This is a genomic window from Ralstonia chuxiongensis, from assembly GCF_024158925.1.
In the GTDB taxonomy this organism is placed as follows: domain Bacteria; phylum Pseudomonadota; class Gammaproteobacteria; order Burkholderiales; family Burkholderiaceae; genus Ralstonia; species Ralstonia chuxiongensis.
Map to the genome: position 1 here is coordinate 911,009 of NZ_JAMYWC010000002.1, position 18,340 is coordinate 929,348.

At 64.2% G+C, this 18,340-nt stretch carries 16 protein-coding genes; 5 read left to right on the plus strand and 11 right to left on the minus strand.

Annotated features, from left to right (window positions below):
* Positions 1 to 8: 8 nt before the first annotated feature.
* Genes NKG59_RS08935 through NKG59_RS08950 form a run of 4 tightly spaced genes read right to left on the minus strand, consistent with a single transcriptional unit; the run spans position 9 to position 3,818 of the window.
* Positions 9 to 683 carry a PqiC family protein gene (locus NKG59_RS08935; RefSeq protein WP_253536423.1) on the minus strand — a complete coding sequence of 225 codons (675 nt, stop codon included), beginning with the start codon at positions 681 to 683 and terminating at the stop codon, positions 9 to 11.
* On the minus strand, positions 680 to 2,323 hold the full coding sequence (locus NKG59_RS08940) for a PqiB family protein (protein WP_253536424.1): 1,644 nt from the start codon (positions 2,321 to 2,323) through the stop codon (positions 680 to 682). The genes NKG59_RS08935 and NKG59_RS08940 overlap by 4 nt, the downstream gene beginning before the upstream one ends.
* Entirely contained in the window at positions 2,320 to 3,057 is a 738-nt protein-coding gene (locus NKG59_RS08945; protein WP_045203638.1) for a paraquat-inducible protein A, read from the minus strand. Before NKG59_RS08945 ends, NKG59_RS08940 begins: the two co-directional genes overlap by 4 nt.
* On the minus strand, positions 3,054 to 3,818 hold the full coding sequence (locus tag NKG59_RS08950) for a paraquat-inducible protein A (protein ID WP_253536425.1): 765 nt from the start codon (positions 3,816 to 3,818) through the stop codon (positions 3,054 to 3,056). Before NKG59_RS08950 ends, NKG59_RS08945 begins: the two co-directional genes overlap by 4 nt.
* A gap of 251 nt (positions 3,819 to 4,069) precedes the next feature.
* On the opposite strand from NKG59_RS08950, the gene NKG59_RS08955 reads away from it, so the two are divergent.
* Positions 4,070 to 4,564, plus strand: a complete 495-nt coding sequence (locus NKG59_RS08955; RefSeq protein WP_253536426.1) for a hypothetical protein — start codon at positions 4,070 to 4,072, stop codon at positions 4,562 to 4,564.
* Positions 4,565 to 4,587: 23 nt separating this feature from the next.
* Here the strand turns inward: NKG59_RS08955 and fghA are convergent, their stop codons facing one another.
* Positions 4,588 to 5,451, minus strand: a complete 864-nt coding sequence (gene fghA / locus NKG59_RS08960) for an S-formylglutathione hydrolase (RefSeq protein WP_253536427.1) — start codon at positions 5,449 to 5,451, stop codon at positions 4,588 to 4,590.
* Positions 5,452 to 5,473: 22 nt separating this feature from the next.
* Positions 5,474 to 6,580: an S-(hydroxymethyl)glutathione dehydrogenase/class III alcohol dehydrogenase gene (locus tag NKG59_RS08965; RefSeq protein WP_045203824.1), complete on the minus strand. Its 1,107-nt coding sequence runs from the start codon at positions 6,578 to 6,580 to the stop codon at positions 5,474 to 5,476.
* A gap of 232 nt (positions 6,581 to 6,812) precedes the next feature.
* Here NKG59_RS08965 and NKG59_RS08970 point away from each other — a divergent pair, with 232 nt between their 5' ends.
* A complete protein-coding gene (locus NKG59_RS08970) occupies positions 6,813 to 8,615 on the plus strand; it encodes a methyl-accepting chemotaxis protein (RefSeq protein WP_253536428.1) in 1,803 nt (600 codons plus the stop codon).
* 6 nt (positions 8,616 to 8,621) lie between these two features.
* Here the strand turns inward: NKG59_RS08970 and NKG59_RS08975 are convergent, their stop codons facing one another.
* Positions 8,622 to 9,290: a glutathione S-transferase family protein gene (locus NKG59_RS08975; protein ID WP_253536429.1), complete on the minus strand. Its 669-nt coding sequence runs from the start codon at positions 9,288 to 9,290 to the stop codon at positions 8,622 to 8,624.
* A 129-nt stretch (positions 9,291 to 9,419) separates the two neighbouring features.
* Between NKG59_RS08975 and NKG59_RS08980 the strand changes: the two genes are divergently transcribed.
* Positions 9,420 to 10,232, plus strand: a complete 813-nt coding sequence (locus NKG59_RS08980; protein WP_253536430.1) for an AraC family transcriptional regulator — start codon at positions 9,420 to 9,422, stop codon at positions 10,230 to 10,232.
* Positions 10,233 to 10,245: 13 nt separating this feature from the next.
* On the opposite strand, the gene NKG59_RS08985 is transcribed toward NKG59_RS08980, so the two are convergent.
* A complete protein-coding gene (locus NKG59_RS08985; RefSeq protein ID WP_315862596.1) occupies positions 10,246 to 12,003 on the minus strand; it encodes a GGDEF domain-containing protein in 1,758 nt (585 codons plus the stop codon).
* A 354-nt stretch (positions 12,004 to 12,357) separates the two neighbouring features.
* The gene (locus tag NKG59_RS08990; RefSeq protein ID WP_253536432.1) at positions 12,358 to 12,639 is read right to left on the minus strand and encodes an antibiotic biosynthesis monooxygenase family protein; all 282 of its coding nucleotides are present in this window, start codon (positions 12,637 to 12,639) and stop codon (positions 12,358 to 12,360) included.
* Between the two features lie 254 nt (positions 12,640 to 12,893).
* On the opposite strand from NKG59_RS08990, the gene NKG59_RS08995 reads away from it, so the two are divergent.
* Positions 12,894 to 13,943, plus strand: a complete 1,050-nt coding sequence (locus NKG59_RS08995) for an AI-2E family transporter (protein WP_253536433.1) — start codon at positions 12,894 to 12,896, stop codon at positions 13,941 to 13,943.
* A 30-nt stretch (positions 13,944 to 13,973) separates the two neighbouring features.
* Here the strand turns inward: NKG59_RS08995 and NKG59_RS09000 are convergent, their stop codons facing one another.
* Positions 13,974 to 15,218, minus strand: coding sequence for a saccharopine dehydrogenase family protein (locus tag NKG59_RS09000; RefSeq protein ID WP_253536434.1), 1,245 nt, complete (start codon positions 15,216 to 15,218; stop codon positions 13,974 to 13,976).
* A gap of 440 nt (positions 15,219 to 15,658) precedes the next feature.
* Here NKG59_RS09000 and NKG59_RS09005 point away from each other — a divergent pair, with 440 nt between their 5' ends.
* The gene (locus NKG59_RS09005) at positions 15,659 to 17,245 is read left to right on the plus strand and encodes an isocitrate lyase (protein ID WP_045203631.1); all 1,587 of its coding nucleotides are present in this window, start codon (positions 15,659 to 15,661) and stop codon (positions 17,243 to 17,245) included.
* A 79-nt stretch (positions 17,246 to 17,324) separates the two neighbouring features.
* Here NKG59_RS09005 and NKG59_RS09010 read toward each other — a convergent pair whose 3' ends face one another.
* Positions 17,325 to 18,266, minus strand: a complete 942-nt coding sequence (locus NKG59_RS09010) for a LysR family transcriptional regulator (protein WP_253536435.1) — start codon at positions 18,264 to 18,266, stop codon at positions 17,325 to 17,327.
* Between the last annotated feature and the right edge of the window lie 74 nt (positions 18,267 to 18,340).

Consider the following 18,340-nt stretch of genomic DNA (forward strand, 5'->3'; position numbering starts at 1 on the left):
CGATCGACCTACCGGCACCACGCCGGCACGGCGGAGGGCGATTCAAGCCCCTGCACGCTCTGCGCAATCTGTTGCGACCACTGCTGCACGAGGCGTTGCGTGGATGACACCACCGCATCTACGCCCGCATTCGCATTCGCATCCGCACCTGCAGGTTGGCCATTCACGGGCAGCGCAAGCGTCGTCTGGCAGGTCAGGGCGGCGGGGCTCGCGCCCTGGGTGGCCGCATCGCGCGATACGCGCCACGTCACCAGCGCCGTCACGCCTTGGCCGGGCCGCGCGTCATAGCTGCGCATTTCGGCTCCGATGCGGTAGAGCGGCACGCCCGCCGGCGCAGCCGCACTTCCCACGTCCACCGCAGACAGCGTTGTCGCCATGTCCGCAGACAGCGCATCGCGCAGTTCAGAACCAAACGGTGCGGCCCAGCGTTGCTGCTCAAGCGCCACCACTTCGCTATCGGACGTACGCAGCACGATCTGCGGCTTGTCCAGGCGATCAGGCACCCGCACGCCCGAGAGGCGGAAGGCGCGCTGGAAACGGCCGGTGTCCGTGGCTTCGGGGCGCACCGACAGCGTATGCAACGTCGGCTCGGGCGAAGCGCACGCGCCAACCAGCAACGCTACGGCGGCGGCGCCGGCCAGGCGAAGAGAAGAAGACAGCATCGTCGTTTGCATTGGCATCATTGCGCGTCCTTTGCCTTGCCGCGGATCAGCGCTTCCGGGTGGCGGTCCAGATAATCGGTCAGCACGCGCACGGACGCGGCGGCCTTGGCCACTTGTTCCAGCGTGTCGCGCGCGTTGCGTTGCAGCGGGGCATCGTCGGAGAAGACCTGGCGCGCAGAATCCAGCGTGCGGCGCGCCTCGGCCAGCGTTTCCTTCATCTGCGGGGCGAGGTCGCTGTTGACGGTCTTGGCCAGTTGCTCGGTTTGCTTGAGCGTGGCGTCGAGCGTCGTCAGCGTGCGGTGAACATCCTGTCCGATCTGCTCGAACGGCACCTTGTTGAGTTTCTTGGCGATGCCGGCAATCTGCGCTTCGATGTCGTCAGTCGGGTTATCGGCAGTCGGGAACACATACGCGCCGTCACGATCGCGCATGCCGAAGCGCGGCGGGGTCTTGTCGCGGTCGGCTGCGTCAATGAAGTCGAGGTTCACGAACTGCTGGCCCGTCAGCAGGCTCGCGCTCTTCAACTGCGCGCGCATGCCGTTCTTCACCAGCACGTCGAACTGCGTGCGGACGTCTTCGGCGGCGTGCAGCGGGTTGTCGTCGCGGATGTCCATGCCGAAGCGCGTGGGGTATAGCGTGGCCGTCACGGGCAGCACGAACTCGTGGCGCTTCTTGCTGTAGTGGATGCCGATCGACTTGATTTCGCCCACGTTGATGCCCTTGAACTCCACCGGTGCGCCCACGTTGAGCCCGCGCAGCGAGCGGTGGAAGTACATCACCACGGTCTGCGACAGGTGTTCGGGGTCTTTCAGTGCCATGGTCTCGTTGCGCACGAGCGGGAACTCGGCGTCGGAGGCGGCCGGCTGGTGATCGGCTTCTTCGGGTGTCTGGAAGGCGATGCCGCCCAGGGCCACGGTCAGCAGCGATTGCGTGTCGACCTTCAGCCCGTTGGCGTCGAGCTTGAGGTCGATGCCGCTGGCATTCCAGAACCGCGTGCCGTGTGCCACAAACTTGTCGAACGGCGCGTTGACGAAGATGTGCAGCGTCACGCCCTTGCCGTCGGTGTCGATGTCATAGGCGGTGACCTGGCCCACGCGCACGCGGCGGAAATACACCGGCGCGCCGATATCGAGTGAGCCCAGGTCAGGCGCGCGCAGCGTGAACTGTTTGCCGGGCGCATCAGCGGAGATGGCCGGCGGTGTGTCGAGGCCTTTGAAGATGGATTTCTTCTCCTGCGAGCGGCCGCCGTCCACGCCGATGTACGCCCCTGAGAGCAGCGTGCCGAGCCCCGAGATGCTGCCGGCCGCCACGCGCGGGCGCACCACCCAGAAGCGCGTATCCGACGCGGCGAACGCCTTGCCGTCATGCGTCAGTTCGATCAGTACCACGGCGCCAGACCGGTCCTCCGTGAGGCCCACCGCCTTGACCACGCCGATATCGACGCTCTTGAATTTCACGCGCGTCTTGCCCGCTTCGATGCCCTCTGCCGAGCTGAAGGTGACGGTCACCTGCGCGCCGCGCGCCAAGATCACGCGCGCCATGAGCGTGGCGCCCACCAACAGTGCCACGATCGGCACCAGCCAGATCAGCGAGGGCAGCCAGCGCTTGCGCTTCGTGCGACGCGGCGCGGGGATGTTTTCGTTATCGACGGGGTCGGTCATACATCGGTCTCTTCGGGATCGGGCTCGTCGATGACGTCCCAGATCAGGCGGGGATCAAAACAGCGGGCGGCGAACATGGTCAGCACCACCACGGCGGCAAAAGGGCCGACACCAGGGCCGGGTTTGATGATGGCCAGCGTCGACAGATGTACAAGCCCTGCGAGCAGGGTCACCACAAACACATCGAGCATCGACCACCGGCCGATGATCTCGACCAGCGCATACAGGCGCGTGCGCAGTCGCGGGTTCCAGCGCCAGCGCTGCTGCACCGAGAGGCACAGCACCGCCAGGATGCCGAGCTTGGCCAGCGGCACCAGAAAGCTCGCGATGAACACGATGATGGCCAAGTGCCACGAGCCCGACGTCCAGAGATAGACGATCCCGCTCATGATGGTGTCCTGCTGCGTGCCGAGCAGCGTGTCGGTAATCATCACGGGCAGCAGATTGGCGGGCAGGTACATGGCGGCCGCTGCAATCAGCAGCGCCCAGCAGCGCGCCAGGCTGTCGGGCTTGCGCACGTGCATGGGCGACATGCAGCGCGGGCAGACCGGCGCTGCGGTGGTCTCGTCAGGTGCGTCTTCGTGCGTGAGCACCGCCTGCGTGGCGGCCGAAGCCTGGGGCATGCGCGCCAGCAGGCCGCAGCGCTCGCATGTCACCAGGCCTTGTGCGGCGGCCCGCAGCGGGCGACCTTCTTGACCCCGTTGGGCCGGTGCAGGAGTGGTGACGCTGTTCATGGGTGATCCTCGCCGGGGCGGGCGGCGGCGTCCATGCCGGTGGGCGCGTCGACGTGTGAGCCCGGCGGCAGCGTCAACCCGATCTCGCGCCAGAACGGTCGCAGGTCGATCGACAACGCCACCGTCAAGAATACGGTGAGCGCGGCAAACGCCCACAAGCCCGCATCGGCTTCGAGCGACACCATGCGCGCCACTTTGATGAGCGCCACCACCACGCCCAGCATGAAGATCTCGACCATTGCCCACGGGCGGATCAGCGCTGCCGCGCGCAGCACCAGCGCTGCAGCCGGATGCTGGCGCCCACGCCATCGTGCAATGAGCAGCGGTGCCAGCACCGACATGTACATCAGCGGGAAGAACACCGTGGTGAGCGCCACCAGTACGGCAGCGAAGAGCATGTCGTAGTCGTACAGCGCCACGATGGCGCCCCACAGTGTGGTGGCGTGCCGGTTGCCGCCGCCGTTCATCTCGGCAATCGGAAAGATGTTGGCGACGATGTAGACGATGAGGCCCGTCAACACCAGCGGCAGCAGTACCGAAAGCCGCTCGCTCTGGTTGCGGTACAGCTTGACGCCGCAGCGCGTGCAATGCGCTTCTTCATCCAGCGCAATGACCTCGTGGCGATGCAGGGTGTCGCAGTGCTCGCATGCGATCCAGGCATCGGGATCGCCAGGCAGGGGCTGGGCTACCAGGGCGGCTTTTGCGTCGGGGGTGTCGCCCGCTGCGCGCCAGGACTGCGGCAGCGGGAAGGGGAGTTTCACGGTTTACAGCTCCATCGTCGGGCTGAAGGTGGGCCGGCAGCGTTGCAGACGCGTGCGGCGGCACACCGACAGTGGGGGCAGGCGATTATACATACACCGTTGAATGTATAGCTGAGTGCGGGCTTCCTCATTTTGACGCACGGTCACAAGCAAATATCCCGCCAATCGGCGCACTCGATATTGCATGGCGTGATGGCGGAACGGGCCTTGCTGCCTTGGAGGGCATGTTCTCAACCTGAAAGGAGCATTTCATGACGTATCTCCGTGCATCTTCTCTAGTCATCGCGTTGGCGCTGGCAGGCGGTACCGCTGCGGCGTATGCCCAAACGGGGGCAGCCCAATCCAACAGCACGGCGGGCGGCAGCAGCATGTCTCCGGCGGGCGGTGCCGACACCGGCGCTACTGCAACGGGCACGGCGGGGACCGCTGTCAACGGCAGTTCGGCCAACGGCGGTCGGGATGCCACGCGCAACCGCAACGCCGCCGGCAAGCAAGGGCGCGCCGGCAATATGCGCTCGGGTTCGAGCGGTGGCTATGGCGGCAGTGCCAACGATTCAACCGGCAGCGCAACCGGCGGCGGCTCGGGTGGAGTGGGCGTAGGCGCGCCAGGCACGGGCGGGTCGATGGGCGCGCCGGGCGGCGGGAGCGGCGGCGGTGCTGCTGGTTCAGGCGGCGCTGGGGCCGGTGCGGGTACCGGAGGCGCCGGTGGGGCGGCCGGCGGCAATGCCGGTGGAGGCAGCCGCTAGCCTAGCCGCGCGCTTACCTGCTGCTAGCGCAGTTGTGCTGCGTGATGCAGCAGGTGATCTTCGATGAAGCTCTCGATGAAGTAGTAGCCGTGGTCGTAGCCCGGGTGGTGGCGCAGTTTCAGCGGCTGCCCGGCTGCGGCACACGCGGCAGCAAAGTCATCCGGGTACAACTGCTCGGCGAGGAATTTGTCGGCCTCGCCCTGATCGATCAGGATGCCGCTCGGGAACGGGCACGATGCCTGCCGCATCAACTGCGTGGCGTCGTGGGCTGCCCAAGCGGTGCGATCGTCCCCGAGATATCCGGTGAACGCCTTGATGCCCCAAGGGCACACAGACGGATGCGCGATAGGCGCAAACGCGGAGACCGAAGCAAAGCGTTCCCGATGTCGCAAGGCCAGCGTCAACGCGCCGTGGCCGCCCATCGAATGCCCAAAGATGCCGATGCGCCCCGGCGCCACCGGAAAGGCCACGCGCGCGATGTGGTGCAGCTCGTCGGCAATGTAGCTTTCCATGCGGTAGTGCTCGCGCCACGGCGCCTGCGTGGCGTCCAGGTAGAAGCCGGCGGCGATGCCGAAATCCCAGCTATCGGTTTCGCCGGCGATGTTCGCGTCGCGGGGGCTGGTGTCGGGCGCGATGAGGATGAGGCCTTCGCGCGCTGCCACGCGTTGCGCACCGGCCTTGATGGCAAATGTCTCTTCCGTGCACGTCAGGCCCGCCAGATAGAACAGCGCGGGGCAGGGCGTGCCTTCCAACGCCTGCGGCGGCAGGTAGACCGAGAAGCGCATCGGCAGCCCAATGGCCGTCGAGGTGTGCCGATAGAAACGCTGCACGCCGCCAAAGCAGGCATGCTCGGAAAGCAGTTCAAGTGCCGGTACCGGGATCGTCATCGCGTGGTTCCATCCTCAAGGTTCAATACAGCACGACCGAACGGATCGACTCACCGCGCTTCATCAGCTCGAAGCCCTCGTTGATGCGCTCCAGCGGCAACCTGTGCGTGATGAGGTCGTCGATGTTGAGCTTGCCTTCCATGTACCAATCGACGATCTTCGGCACATCGGTGCGGCCACGTGCGCCGCCAAAGGCGGAGCCCTTCCACTCACGACCCGTGACGAGTTGGAACGGGCGCGTGCTGATCTCCGCGCCGGCCTCGGCCACGCCGATGATGATCGACTGGCCCCAGCCCTTGTGGCAGCACTCCAGCGCCTGACGCATGACCTTCGTGTTGCCGATGCACTCGAACGAGTAATCCGCGCCGCCGTCAGTGAGCTGGATGATGTGGTCGACCACGTTGTCCACATCGCTCGGGTTGATGAAGTGCGTCATGCCGAATTTGCGTGCCATGGCTTCGCGTGCGGGGTTCAGATCCACGCCGATGATCTTGTCGGCGCCCACCATCTTCGCGCCCTGGATCACGTTCAGCCCGATGCCGCCCAGGCCAAACACGACCACGTTTGCGCCCGGTTCCACCTTGGCTGTGTACACGACTGCACCGACGCCCGTGGTGACACCGCAGCCGATGTAGCAGACCTTGTCGAACGGCGCGTCGGGGCGGATCTTGGCCAGCGCAATCTCCGGCACCACGATGTGATTGGCAAACGTGGACGTGCCCATGTAGTGGAACAGCGGCTTGCCGTCGAGCGAGAAGCGCGACGTGCCGTCCGGCATCAGGCCCTTGCCCTGCGTGGCGCGAATGGCCTGACACAGGTTCGTCTTGCGCGACAGGCAGAACTTGCACTGCCGGCATTCCGGCGTGTAAAGCGGGATCACGTGGTCACCGGCTTTCAACGATGTGACACCGGCGCCCACCTCCAGCACCACGCCCGCGCCTTCATGGCCGAGGATCGCCGGGAAGATGCCTTCCGGGTCGGCGCCCGAGAGCGTGTAGTAATCGGTATGGCAGATGCCGGTCGCCTTGATCTCGACGAGCACCTCGCCAGCTCGCGGGCCCTGCAGGTCGACTTCTTCCACGGTGAGCGGAGCACCGGCTTTCCAGGCGATGGCGGCTTTGGTTTTCATGCGCATTCCTTTTTTTGAAGTGGAGCCTGCCCGATGTGGGCAGCGTAGGGAGGGCGATTGTAGAACGTTGCCTGCCCCGGCAATGTGATAGCGAAGTCATGGCATTCACATCAGACTTCAGATTTTCTTACGACGGCCGTTTCTTGTGCGACGGCAGGGCCGACAGGGCCGTGTGCCGCATGCCTTACATGGTGGAATCCCTGCCATGGGCCTCGTAGTAGGAAACCATACCGTGCTTGCATCCATCCGTACTCGCATTTTGCTGACCTGCGTTGCCATCGTGGTCGGCGCATTGACCTTCGCCGGCGGTCTTAACTATCTCGTGACGCGTTCGTACAACGACGAGTCCATCCGCCAGAACCTGCAGTCCGTCGCGCGCGGCCACATCGCCGGCATCGACGACTGGGTAGCGTCCAAGACGCAGATGATGGTGTCGCTGCAGGACGTCGCTGTGTCTGCGGACCCGATTCCGGTTTTCAAGGCCGTGCACAAGGCTGGCGGCTTCATCAACGTTTATGTCGGTTACCCCGACAAGTCGTACAAATTCTCGAACCCCGAAGGCATTCCGCCAACGTATGACCCGACCGCGCGCCCCTGGTACAAGCAGGCGGTGGAGGCGGGCAAGCCGGTGGTGACGCCGCCGTACGTGAGCGCCAGCACCGGCCAGCTCGTCGTGACTTTCGCGGTGCCCATTCTGGAAGGCGGCACGCTCAAGGGCGTGATTGGCGGTGACGTCGCGATGGACAGCGTGATCGCCAACGTCAAGGCCATTCACCCGACGCCGGCCAGCTTCGGCTTTCTCGTCAACGCGGCTGGCAAGATCGTCGCGCACCCGAATGACAAGCTCACGCTCAAGCCGGCGACCGATCTGTCGGCAGGGCTGAACGAAGCCACGCTGGCATCGCTGGCGCAGGCGGAGAAGCCGGTGGAAGTGTCAGTGGATGGCGCATCCAAGCTGCTCTACCGCCAGGGCGTGAAGGGTACCGACTGGGGCCTGGTGGTGGCGCTGGACAAATCCGATGCCACAGCTGGCATGCGCTCGCTGGTGATGACGTCGATCGGCGCGCTGGTGGGTGTGGCCATCGTTGCAGCACTCATCGTCGGTGCGATGACCTCGCGCGCGTTCCGTCGCCTGTCGATGATCCGCGATGCCATGGACGACATCGGCTCGGGCAGCGGTGACCTCACCAAGCGTCTGCCGTCGGATGGCGAAGACGAAGTCGCGCAGATCGCCCGCTCGTTCAATACGTTTGCCGACAAGCTGACGGCGGTGATGCAGCAGATCCGCCTGGGCAGCGATTCGGTACGCTCGGCGGCGCAGGAGATTGCCGCTGGCAACGCAGATCTCTCGCAGCGTACGGAAGAGCAGGCCAGCTCGCTGGAAGAAACCGCATCGAGCATGGAAGAACTCACGAGCATCGTGAAGCAGAACGCCGACAACGCGCGTCAGGCCAGCCAGCTTGCCGTGACGGCGTCTGACGTTGCTACGCGCGGTGGCAACGTGGTCGGCCAGGTCGTGCAGACCATGGGCGGCATCAACGAGAGCAGCAAGAAGATTGCCGACATCATCGGCGTGATCGAAAGCATTGCCTTCCAGACCAACATCCTGGCGCTGAATGCTGCGGTGGAAGCCGCGCGTGCCGGCGAACAAGGCCGCGGCTTTGCCGTGGTGGCCAGTGAAGTGCGTAGCCTGGCGCAGCGCTCGGCGGGCGCAGCCAAGGAAATCAAGGCGCTGATTCACGACTCGGTGGATCGTGTGAGCAACGGCACGGCGCTGGTGGACCAGGCCGGGGTGACGATGGCGGAGATCGTCGATGCGGTGAAGCGGGTGACCGACATCATGGGCGAAATTTCGTCGGCCTCGGAAGAGCAGAGCAGCGGCATCGAGCAGGTCAATCAGGCCGTCAATCAGATGGACCAGGTGACACAGCAGAACGCCGCGCTGGTCGAGCAGGCAGCGGCCGCTGCGGAGTCGCTTGAGGAACAGGCCCACAACCTGAACGAGGCGGTGGGGCAATTCCGCCTGTCGCACTGAACTGGCTCAGGCCGAAGGAGCGGCCGCGCTGGCGGCCGCTTTGGCCTTGTCCTGTTCTTCCGCCAGAGCGAGGTCTGCGGCCCGGGCGCGCTTGACCGCAGGCCGTGCCAGGATGCGGTCGATATACGCGCGCACCACGGGCGTTTCGGGCATCAGCTTGAACATCGTGATCCAGTCCAGTGCGGCGCCCCAGAGCACGTCTGCCGCCGTGAAGCGCTCGCCCAGGAAGTAGGGCCCTTTGGTCAACTGTGCGTTGATCGCGGCAACGACCGTATCGAAGTCGCCATAGGGTGAGGTCGAATACGCAGCGGGCGCGCGGCCCATTGAATGGTCGACGACAGCGGGCTCGAAGCACGAACCGTAGAACGCCATCCAGCGCAGATACGCACCGCGCAGCGGATCGCCAACCGCGGGCGACAGCCCGGCTTCCGGATACAGCTCTGCCGCGTAGAGATAGACCGCCACCTGCTCGGTGACGACCACATCGCCGTGGCGCAGTGTCGGCACCTTGCCTAGCGGGTTCATCGCGAGAAACTCCGGCGTCTTGTGCTGGCCCGTGGTCAGGTCGAAGGCATGTACCTCGTAGTCGGCACCGAGTTCTTCGAGCAGCATGCGCGCGCCCCGCGAGCGGCTGCGCGGCGAGTGGTAAAGGATCAGGTGGCGGTCTTGGGGCATCGTCGGCTCCGTGTGCGATGGAACGGGTGAGGAAAGACTGCCACTGTAGGCGCAGGGCATGCCTGCGTCTTGGAAAAATCCGCTGCGGCGGTGCATCATCGCGGCATTGTCTTTGCCCCTGCCGTTTCCATGACCGATCTACGTGACGTTGCCGCCAAGCCAAAGGGCGTGGTCGATCCGCTGGCATTTCGCCAGCGCTTCCGCCTGAACCGTTACCAGCCGTGTGCCGCGCTGGCCGGCGTGCTCGATCATCACTGGATTGTCGAATGGGACCTGCGCGGCCAGTCGCCCTATACGCAGCGCACGTTGCCGTACCCGTGCGTGAACGTCGTGTTCGACCGTCGGCAGACCGCTATCTTTGGCGTGGTGTCGGGCGCGTTCGAGACCACATTGGCTGAGACCGGCCGCGTGATCGGCCTGCGCTTTCGGCCCGGTGCCTTTCGCGCGTTCTTCGGCAAGCCGGTGCGTTTGCTGACCGACAAGACCATGCCGGTTTCCGATGTGCTTGGCATTGGCGATGCGCAGGCAGAAGAGATTGTGCTGAGCGCACGTGACGACGCCGGCATGGTGTCTGCCGCAGAAATGCTGCTGCTGCGCGTGTTGCCGCCACCCGATCCGCAGGTTGAGCGCATCCACAGCATCTTGCAGTCGCTTCACCAGGACGCAGGCCTGACCCAGGTGCGCGACATGGCCGAGCGCGCCTGCGTGAGCGAACGCACCCTGCAGCAATTGTTCTCTGAGTATGTGGGGGTGACACCCAAGTGGGTGATCCGCCGATACCGCTTGCATGAAGCGGCCGACCAGCTTGCCAACGGCGCGGACGTGGATCTGGCTGAGCTTGCGCACGGGCTCGGTTACTTTGACCAAGCGCACTTCACGCGTGACTTCCGCCGCCTTGTCGGCAAGGCGCCCGCGGAGTATCGGCGCGCCAATCAGGCCTAGCGCGCCCAGCGCATCAATCCGCCGCGAGCGCCACGTCTGGCGACGCAGGCGGGCGGTCCGTCATCACGCAGTTGCGCCCCGCCAGCTTGGCGGCGTAAAGCAGATGGTCTGCCCGTCGCAGCAGTGGCTCCAGTTCGGGGCCATCGGCCGCAGGTGCTGCCGCCACGCCAAAGCTGGCCGTCATGCGGCAGGGCAGATCGGTGCCGGTGGGCACCGTCACCTCGGCAATGCGATGGCGCAGATGGTCGGCCACCGCGCGCGCCTGCGCGAGGCTATCCGCCCACACCATGACCGCGAATTCTTCGCCGCCGATGCGCGCCACCATGTCGGCCGACGGGCCCTCGGCGCGGCACAGGCTTGCAACGGTGCGCAGCGCTTCGTCGCCCACGGCATGGCCGTACGTATCGTTGATGCGCTTGAAATGGTCGATGTCGAACATGATGAGCGCAACGAGCCGCGCTTTCGGCTGCGGCGACTTGCACATCGCGCTGGCACGGTCTTCAAAGGCGCGGCGGTTGAGCAGATGGGTGAGCGGGTCGGTCTCGGCCATGCGCGCAAGTTCCCGCATCAGGTGCGCGCGCTCCAGTTCCAGCCGACGGCGCTCGATGCTGTTGATGCGCAGCACCCGGATCGCCTCGAACATCGCGCGGATCTCGCGCCGTGCAAAGCCGGTCGGGATGTGCACGCTCAAGTTGCCACGCGCAATCCCGTCGATCAGCCGCGTGGCGTTGACAAACGGTCCCACCACGTTGCGGCGGAAAGAAATTGTCATCCATGCCAGCGCGCCCAGCACCGACACCACGGCGCCTGCCGAGCCGATGAGCACCAGCAACATCGCGCGCCGATGTTCGCGGATGTCGTCAACCGCCAGGCCCAGCACGATGTCGCGGAAATCCGTAATGGCGCGCATGGTGGGCACGTAGCGCTCGGCAAATGCGGCGGGGGTGATATCGACGCCGCCGGGCTGGCTGGCCTTGGCGCGCACGGCAGCCACATAGCGCAGCCCATCGCCGAAGTACTGGGCGCCGAGCGTGGCCAAGGCGTGCTGGTTGAGTGCCGAATGCGCCCCCACGCGGGTCTCGATCATGCTGCGCAGCTGGTCAATACGGCCTTGCGTGCGTTCGATCGCAAGCTGCTCTTCAAATGTGAGCATGCGGTGCATGGCCAGCGCGCCGGTAAAGCGCGAACCGAGCTGGCCCGCGTATTCACGCAAATCGGCCGACAGCCGCGCCAGTGTCAGGCAATTGAGCACGTCAGGATCGCCGCGCGTGATGTTGGCCGTGCGTGCGTTGACGATGGGCAGGAATTCCGGGATCACCGCGATCATGCGGTTCACGCCGTCGGCCAGGTCGCTGCTGCTGCGCGAGCGCAGGGGCAGGGCGGTCAGTCGGTCGATGTTGGCGCGGGCTGCGGCCAAGTGCGTTTGGGCGCGGCCTGCTGCCTTGATGTCGGCTTCGCAGCCTGGGCAATGTTCCGGGCCTAAGGCGTCGAGCAACTGGGCGATGTGTTCGTCGCTGGCGGCGCGCATGCGTTGCAGGGCCGCGATGCGCTCGGCCGGCACCGGCAAGTCTTCGCCCAGCACGCCGTTGGTCGGGCCGCGTTCGGCTGAAACCTTCTCCATGGCGAGCAACGTTATGCGCAGCGCCTGGACGCTGCGGGCGGCATTGTCGGCGCGGCCGTAAGCCAGCCACGCGTAGCCCAGCAGCCAGCACGATAACGACAACACCGGAACGAGGACGATGGCGACGCTGGCGCTAAAGCGCCTGTCCATCGACGTTTCAGAAGACATGAACGGAGTGGTTGGGCGTCTTGGCGGGCGGTTGGGCAGAGCCGGGAGGCTGTTGCGAACGGGTTGCGCAGGTGCCCGCGCTCATTGCCGCGCGTAGTGCACATCTCTGGCTAACGGCAGCATCGGGGGCTTCTTTACCGTGCCATTGGACCCGCGCCGCGAGGGGGCACTGCAAACAAATGCAAAAGGATTCTTACGGGATGTCCAGGCCGGAGCGTAGAAAAAGGGGTCTGGACGGACGGGCCGTAACGCTGGCAAGACACGAGATGAGCGCAATCTGAGAGCGCCGCGCGCATCTTGTGTCTGGGGGAGGATCGAATGATTCGGGCGGGCCGATTACTTGACCGCCACCTCCGAGTGCACGACCTCCGGCGCCTTCGCGAAGAATGGCCCGACCAGCTTGCGCCATTCCTGGAAGTCGTCGGACTCGCGAAAATCGACCATATGGTCTTCCACGGTGTTCCAGCGCACGATCAGCACGTAGCTGGTGTCGCGCTCGACGATGTGGTGCAGCTCGGCGCCGTGGCAGCCCTTGGCGCGAGCAAACAGCGGCAAGGCTTGCTGGACGGCGGCTTCAAACTCGCGCTGCTTGCCGGCAAGAATATCGATGTGAGCCATTTCGAATACCACGTTGTTCTCCGTTCGGTTGGATGGGTGAGGAGACTATAGCCGGCAATCGGCGTTGCCATAGCCTGGCGAGCATCGGGGTTGTTTGATGGTGCGGACGCCAACTTTGGGTTGGCTTCCGGACGTCTGTCTGCCCGCGCGCGCCTCTATGACAACCGCGGCGGCGCGGGCATACTCGGATTCCATTGCCTTGGCCCGGATCCTGCTCGGGCTCTTCAGACGTCACCTTCAAGCGAAAGCAACCCATGGATAGCGGAAACGACCACCAGAAATTTTTCTACCTCTTGCTGTTCGTCGTCACGCTCGGGCTCTGCTGGATCCTCTCGCCGTTCTTTGGCGCGGTGTTCTGGGGTGTCATCCTGGCGATCCTGTTCCAGCCCGTGCAGCGCGCGCTGGTCGCCCGGATGGGCAAGCGGCGCAATCTCGCTGCACTCACCACGCTCGCCCTGATCATCCTGATCGTGATCCTGCCCGTCGTCTTTGTGACGGCGACCATCGTGCAGGAAATCGGTGTTGCCTATCAGGAGATCCAGAGCGCGCAGCCGAATTACTCCCGCTACCTTTCGGAAGCGGTTCATGCGCTGCCCACATGGGTGCAGCAACTGCTTGCCAAAGCCGGCCTGACGAACATCCCAGGCATCCAGAAAAAGCTCGCCGACGGGGCTGCGCAGATCAGCCAGTTTGCCGCCACGCAGGCGCTGAGCATCGGGCAGAACACGTTCCAGTTCGTGGTCGGTTTTGGCGTGATGCTGTACATGGTGTTCTTCCTGCTGCGCGATGGCGCTGAGATCGGCCGCCGCGTGCGCCGCGCGCTGCCGATGGACGAAGAGCACAAGCGCCTGCTGCTGAGCAAGTTCACGACCGTTGTGCGCGCCACCGTGAAAGGCAACATTGCCGTCGCGCTGGTGCAGGGCGCGCTCGGCGGGCTCATCTTCTGGTTCCTCGGCATTGACGGCGTGGTGCTGTGGGGTGCGCTGATGGCGTTCCTGTCACTGCTGCCCGCGATTGGCGCCAGCCTCGTGTGGATTCCGGTCGCGCTCTACTTCCTGATGGTGGGCGCGATCTGGAAATGCGTGATCCTCGTTGCGTTCTGCGGCGGTGTGATCGGCCTGGTCGACAACCTGCTGCGCCCGTTGCTGGTCGGCAAGGACACCAAGATGCCCGACTGGGTCGTGCTGATCTCCACCCTGGGCGGTATGGAATTGTTCGGCATCACCGGCTTTGTGATCGGGCCGCTGGTCGCCGCGCTGTTCATGGCCAGCTGGGATATTTTTGCGCGCGGGCAGAACGAATGAGGCTTCGGCCCGGCGGGCGGCCCGTCGAGCTTATATCTGCTCGAACCGCAGACCTGCGTGGCGGCTCAGGCGCTCGATGAATCGGTCATCAAACATCGTCGCCGGCGTCCAGAAACCGCCCGGGCGCCCGGTCTTGGTGCCGTCTTTCACGTGGTCCAGCGCGAGGCTGGCGGCAGCCTGACCCAGCATCTTGCCGGTCGAGCCATAGCCGGGGTCGCGATCCCCGGTCACCTTCACCCGCAACGTTTTTCCTTGGTCAGTGCGGCCAAAAAGCCGCAGGTCATAGCGCCCTGCCAGTTGCGCCGCAGGCGTAGGGCCTTCGCCGGGTTTGGGCAACAGAAAGCGCTCCATCACGATGCGGATGGGCTTGATGACAATGCCAAGCATGAAGGCGCCCAGGCCGGCCACCATCGTCAGGGCCCTCAAACGCCCGCTCAGGCCCGCCCCCGTCATCACCGCTTCGTCGTAGATGAATGGGTTGCCATAGGCGTTGCCGGCCAAGGCGTTGGAGCGGTGCACCACGCGCTCGTTGATGGCCGCCATGACAAAGGGCGCAATCCACACATCGAAATCGGCATCGAACGCTGCGCCCCGGACCGAGCGTTGGCGTGCCGTGAAGCCGTGGCCCTTGGGGCAGAGGGAGTAAGGGTCGGCCAGCTCCCTGCGCAAGGCGGGGTCGGACGCGGCTTCTTGCACGACGTTGATCAGGCTGGCCACCGTGCCGCCAGATGCGCCGCCCTTGAGCGTTTTGACGCGCAACTTCACCTGCCTGGCCGGCGTACCCCATTCCCGCATGGCTTGTTGCTGCAGGAAATAGACGCCCATGTCCGACGGCACCGAGTCGAAACCGCAGCAATGCACGATGCGTGCTCCTGATTGCTGCGCCGTCGCTTCATATTTGCCGATCATGCGCCTGATCCATTGGGTCTCGCCGGTGAGGTCGCAGTAGTCCGTCCCGCATTCGGCGCAGACCTTGATCAACGGCTCGCCGTACAGCGCGTAGGGGCCAACTGTGGACACCACCACCCGGGTCTGTGCGCATAGCGCGCGCAACTGGTTTTCGTTTGCAGCGTCCGCCACGATGATCGGGAGGGATTCACCCGCCGCGCCCAAGGAATGCTTGACGTCCAGCAGCTTCGCTTCGGATCGGCCGGCAATGGCCCAGCGCAGCGTTTCTCCACCGCCCGAAAACTGTTCGGCCAGGTAGCGGGTCAGGATCTGGCCGACAAAGCTGGTGGCGCCAAACACGACAACGTCAAAGTGCGGAGCGGGCATGGAGTCTTCCTTTTGATGGGCGGGTGACAGTGCCGGTATGGCGGCCTTCTGTCGTTCAGCGGCAAACAATAGTGAAGGTGCCCCGCCCGCCAAGCAACTGGCATCGCCGGCATCGCATGACTCAGGCAGACACGCCTCCGCCCTCTCCGCGGCCTCCACGTTCCCCGCCTTCAGCACCTGAAAGACCGTTTCACATTACGGAATTTGCCTCGAATTTCTCGAGCTTCGTCTTCCCGTTTGCTGAAAACACGTTCCGCATCGCAAAATTTGTTGTCTATCTCATTGAAAAATATAGAAAAACTAACTCTTATGTCTTATATAAGACCTTGCTGCGACGCGTCAAAGTCGACCTACAATAAATCCACGCTGCTCGCTTCGAACTCCGTAGCTGCACACGCAACCGATTCTTCTCAAACGCGCTTTATTTCCAGGAAATTGACATGGCCCAGTATCAAGACGACATCAAGGCAGTTGCCGGTTTGAAAGAAACCTACGGCAACGCATGGAACGCGATCAACCCCGAGTACGCTGCTCGCATGCGTGCTCAGAACAAGTTCAAGACGGGTCTGGACATCGCCAAGTACACCGCCAAGATCATGCGCGCCGACATGGCCGCCTACGATGCTGATCCGGCCAAGTACACGCAGTCCCTGGGTTGCTGGCACGGCTTCATCGGCCAGCAGAAGATGATCTCCATCAAGAAGCACTTCAAGAGCACCGAACGCCGCTACCTGTACCTGTCGGGCTGGATGGTCGCTGCGCTGCGCTCGGAGTTCGGCCCGCTGCCGGATCAATCGATGCACGAGAAGACTTCTGTCAGCGCGCTGATCCGCGAGCTGTACACGTTCCTGCGCCAAGCCGACGCTCGTGAACTGGGTGGCCTGTTCCGCGAACTGGACGCCGCCAAGGACGCCGCCGCCAAGGCCGCGATCCAAGAAAAGATCGACAACCACGTCACCCACGTGGTGCCCATCATTGCCGACATCGACGCCGGTTTCGGCAACGCAGAAGCCACGTACCTGCTGGCCAAGCAGTTCATCGAAGCGGGTGCCTGCTGCATCCAGATCGAAAACCAAGTGTCGGATGAGAAGCAGTGCGGCCACCAAGATGGCAAGGTCACCGTGCCGCATGAAGACTTCCTGGCCAAGATCCGCGCAATCCGTTACGCGTTCCTGGAGCTGGGCGTGGACGACGGCATCATCGTCGCCCGTACCGATTCGCTGGGCGCAGGCCTGACCAAGCAGATCGCCGTGACGAACACGCCGGGCGACCTGGGCGACCAATACAACGCGTTCCTCGACTGCGAAGAGCTGTCGGCCGACCAACTGGGTAACGGTGACGTCGTCATCAAGCGCGACGGCAAGCTGCTGCGTCCGAAGCGCCTGCCGAGCAACCTGTTCCAGTTCCGCGCCGGCACGGGCGAAGCACGTTGCGTGCTGGATTGCATCACCTCGCTGCAAAACGGCGCCGACCTGCTGTGGATCGAAACCGAAAAGCCGCACATCGCCCAGATTGGCGGCATGGTGAGCGAAATCCGCAAGGTCATCCCGAACGCCAAGCTGGTGTACAACAACAGCCCCTCGTTCAACTGGACGCTGAACTTCCGTCAGCAGGTGTATGACGCGATGAAGGAAGCCGGCAAGGATGTGTCGGCCTACGAGCGCGGCCAACTGATGAGCACGGAATACGACGACAGCGAACTGGCGAAGCTCGCCGACGAGAAGATCCGCACGTTCCAGGCCGATGCGTCGCGCGAAGCCGGCATCTTCCACCACCTGATCACGCTGCCGACGTACCACACCGCCGCGCTGTCGACCGACAACCTGGCCAAGGAATACTTCGGCGACCAAGGCATGCTCGGTTATGTGGCTGGCGTGCAGCGCAAGGAAATCCGCCAAGGCATCGCTTGCGTCAAGCACCAGAACATGTCGGGCTCGGACATCGGCGACGACCACAAGGAATACTTCAGCGGCGAAGCAGCGCTGAAGGCCGCGGGTAAGGACAACACGATGAACCAGTTCCACTGATTCACGGATACGTCTTACCTCAAGCAGAACGCCAACCCATTGCGGGTTGGCGTTTTTTTTTGGCCGTGAGACGGCTTGGTCAGTGAGCACCGTCCTTCGGCCAGACCACATCGGCCTTCCACGATTCCGACGCAATGAATTCCTTGAGCTTGTCCTGCAGCAGTGCGGTCCAGGCAGCGGCGAAGCGGGAAGGCGGATTCTCGCGCAAGGTCGTGATCGCCACGCTCGATCGGATGCCGGGGCGCCCCATGCGATGCGCCACGAGTTCACCACGCGCGATCTCCTCCTTGATTGCGATGTAGGTCAGGATCGAATATCCGGCGCCGGCCTTCACCAGTTGCTTGGTCAGCGACACGCTGTCGACTTCCAGGGCGATGCGCAGGCGCACACCGTGCTGGATCGCAGCCTGTTCGACCAGACGCCGGTTGCTGTGCGGCAGTCCGGGCAAGATCAGCGGAATGCTGGCCAGGTCGCGGATCTGGTATTCGCGCTTGTCGGCCTCTGAGCCAGGCGGCCCGACGAGGATCATGGGCTCGCTGAACAAAGGGCGCACGTGGAACGCATCCAGCGGCGGCTGGTTGTAGACGACGGCAAGGTCAACGCGCCGATCCAGCACCCACTCCTGCAGCGAGCTGCTCAGGCCTTCTCGCACGTGCAGTGACACCCGAGGCCACTGCGCCCGGAAGTCCTGGACGAGATCGGCGCCGATCAGCGCGCCCATGGTCGGCGGCAGGCCAACGGCCAGATGCCCGCGCTCCTCGTCGGCGCTGGCGCGTACGTCTTCGCTGGTTTCGCTGAGGAGGTGCGAGATCATTTCAGCGCGCTCCAGCAGACGTGAGCCCGCCGAGGTGAGCCGGACGCCACGGCCATGCCGAACCAGCAGCGACACGCCAATCTCTGCCTCCAGTTTTGCAATCTGCCGACTCAGCGCGGGCTGCGCGATATACAGCTCGGCGGCTGCGCGGCTGAAACTGCCGGCACGCGCCACGCGAATGAAGCTCTTGAGTTCTCGGATGTCCATGCTTGCGTTGAGATATGCCGTGTCGGCATAGGTTTGTATGTTCACATGGTCTTTGTCAAGAAAAGACCGTCAAT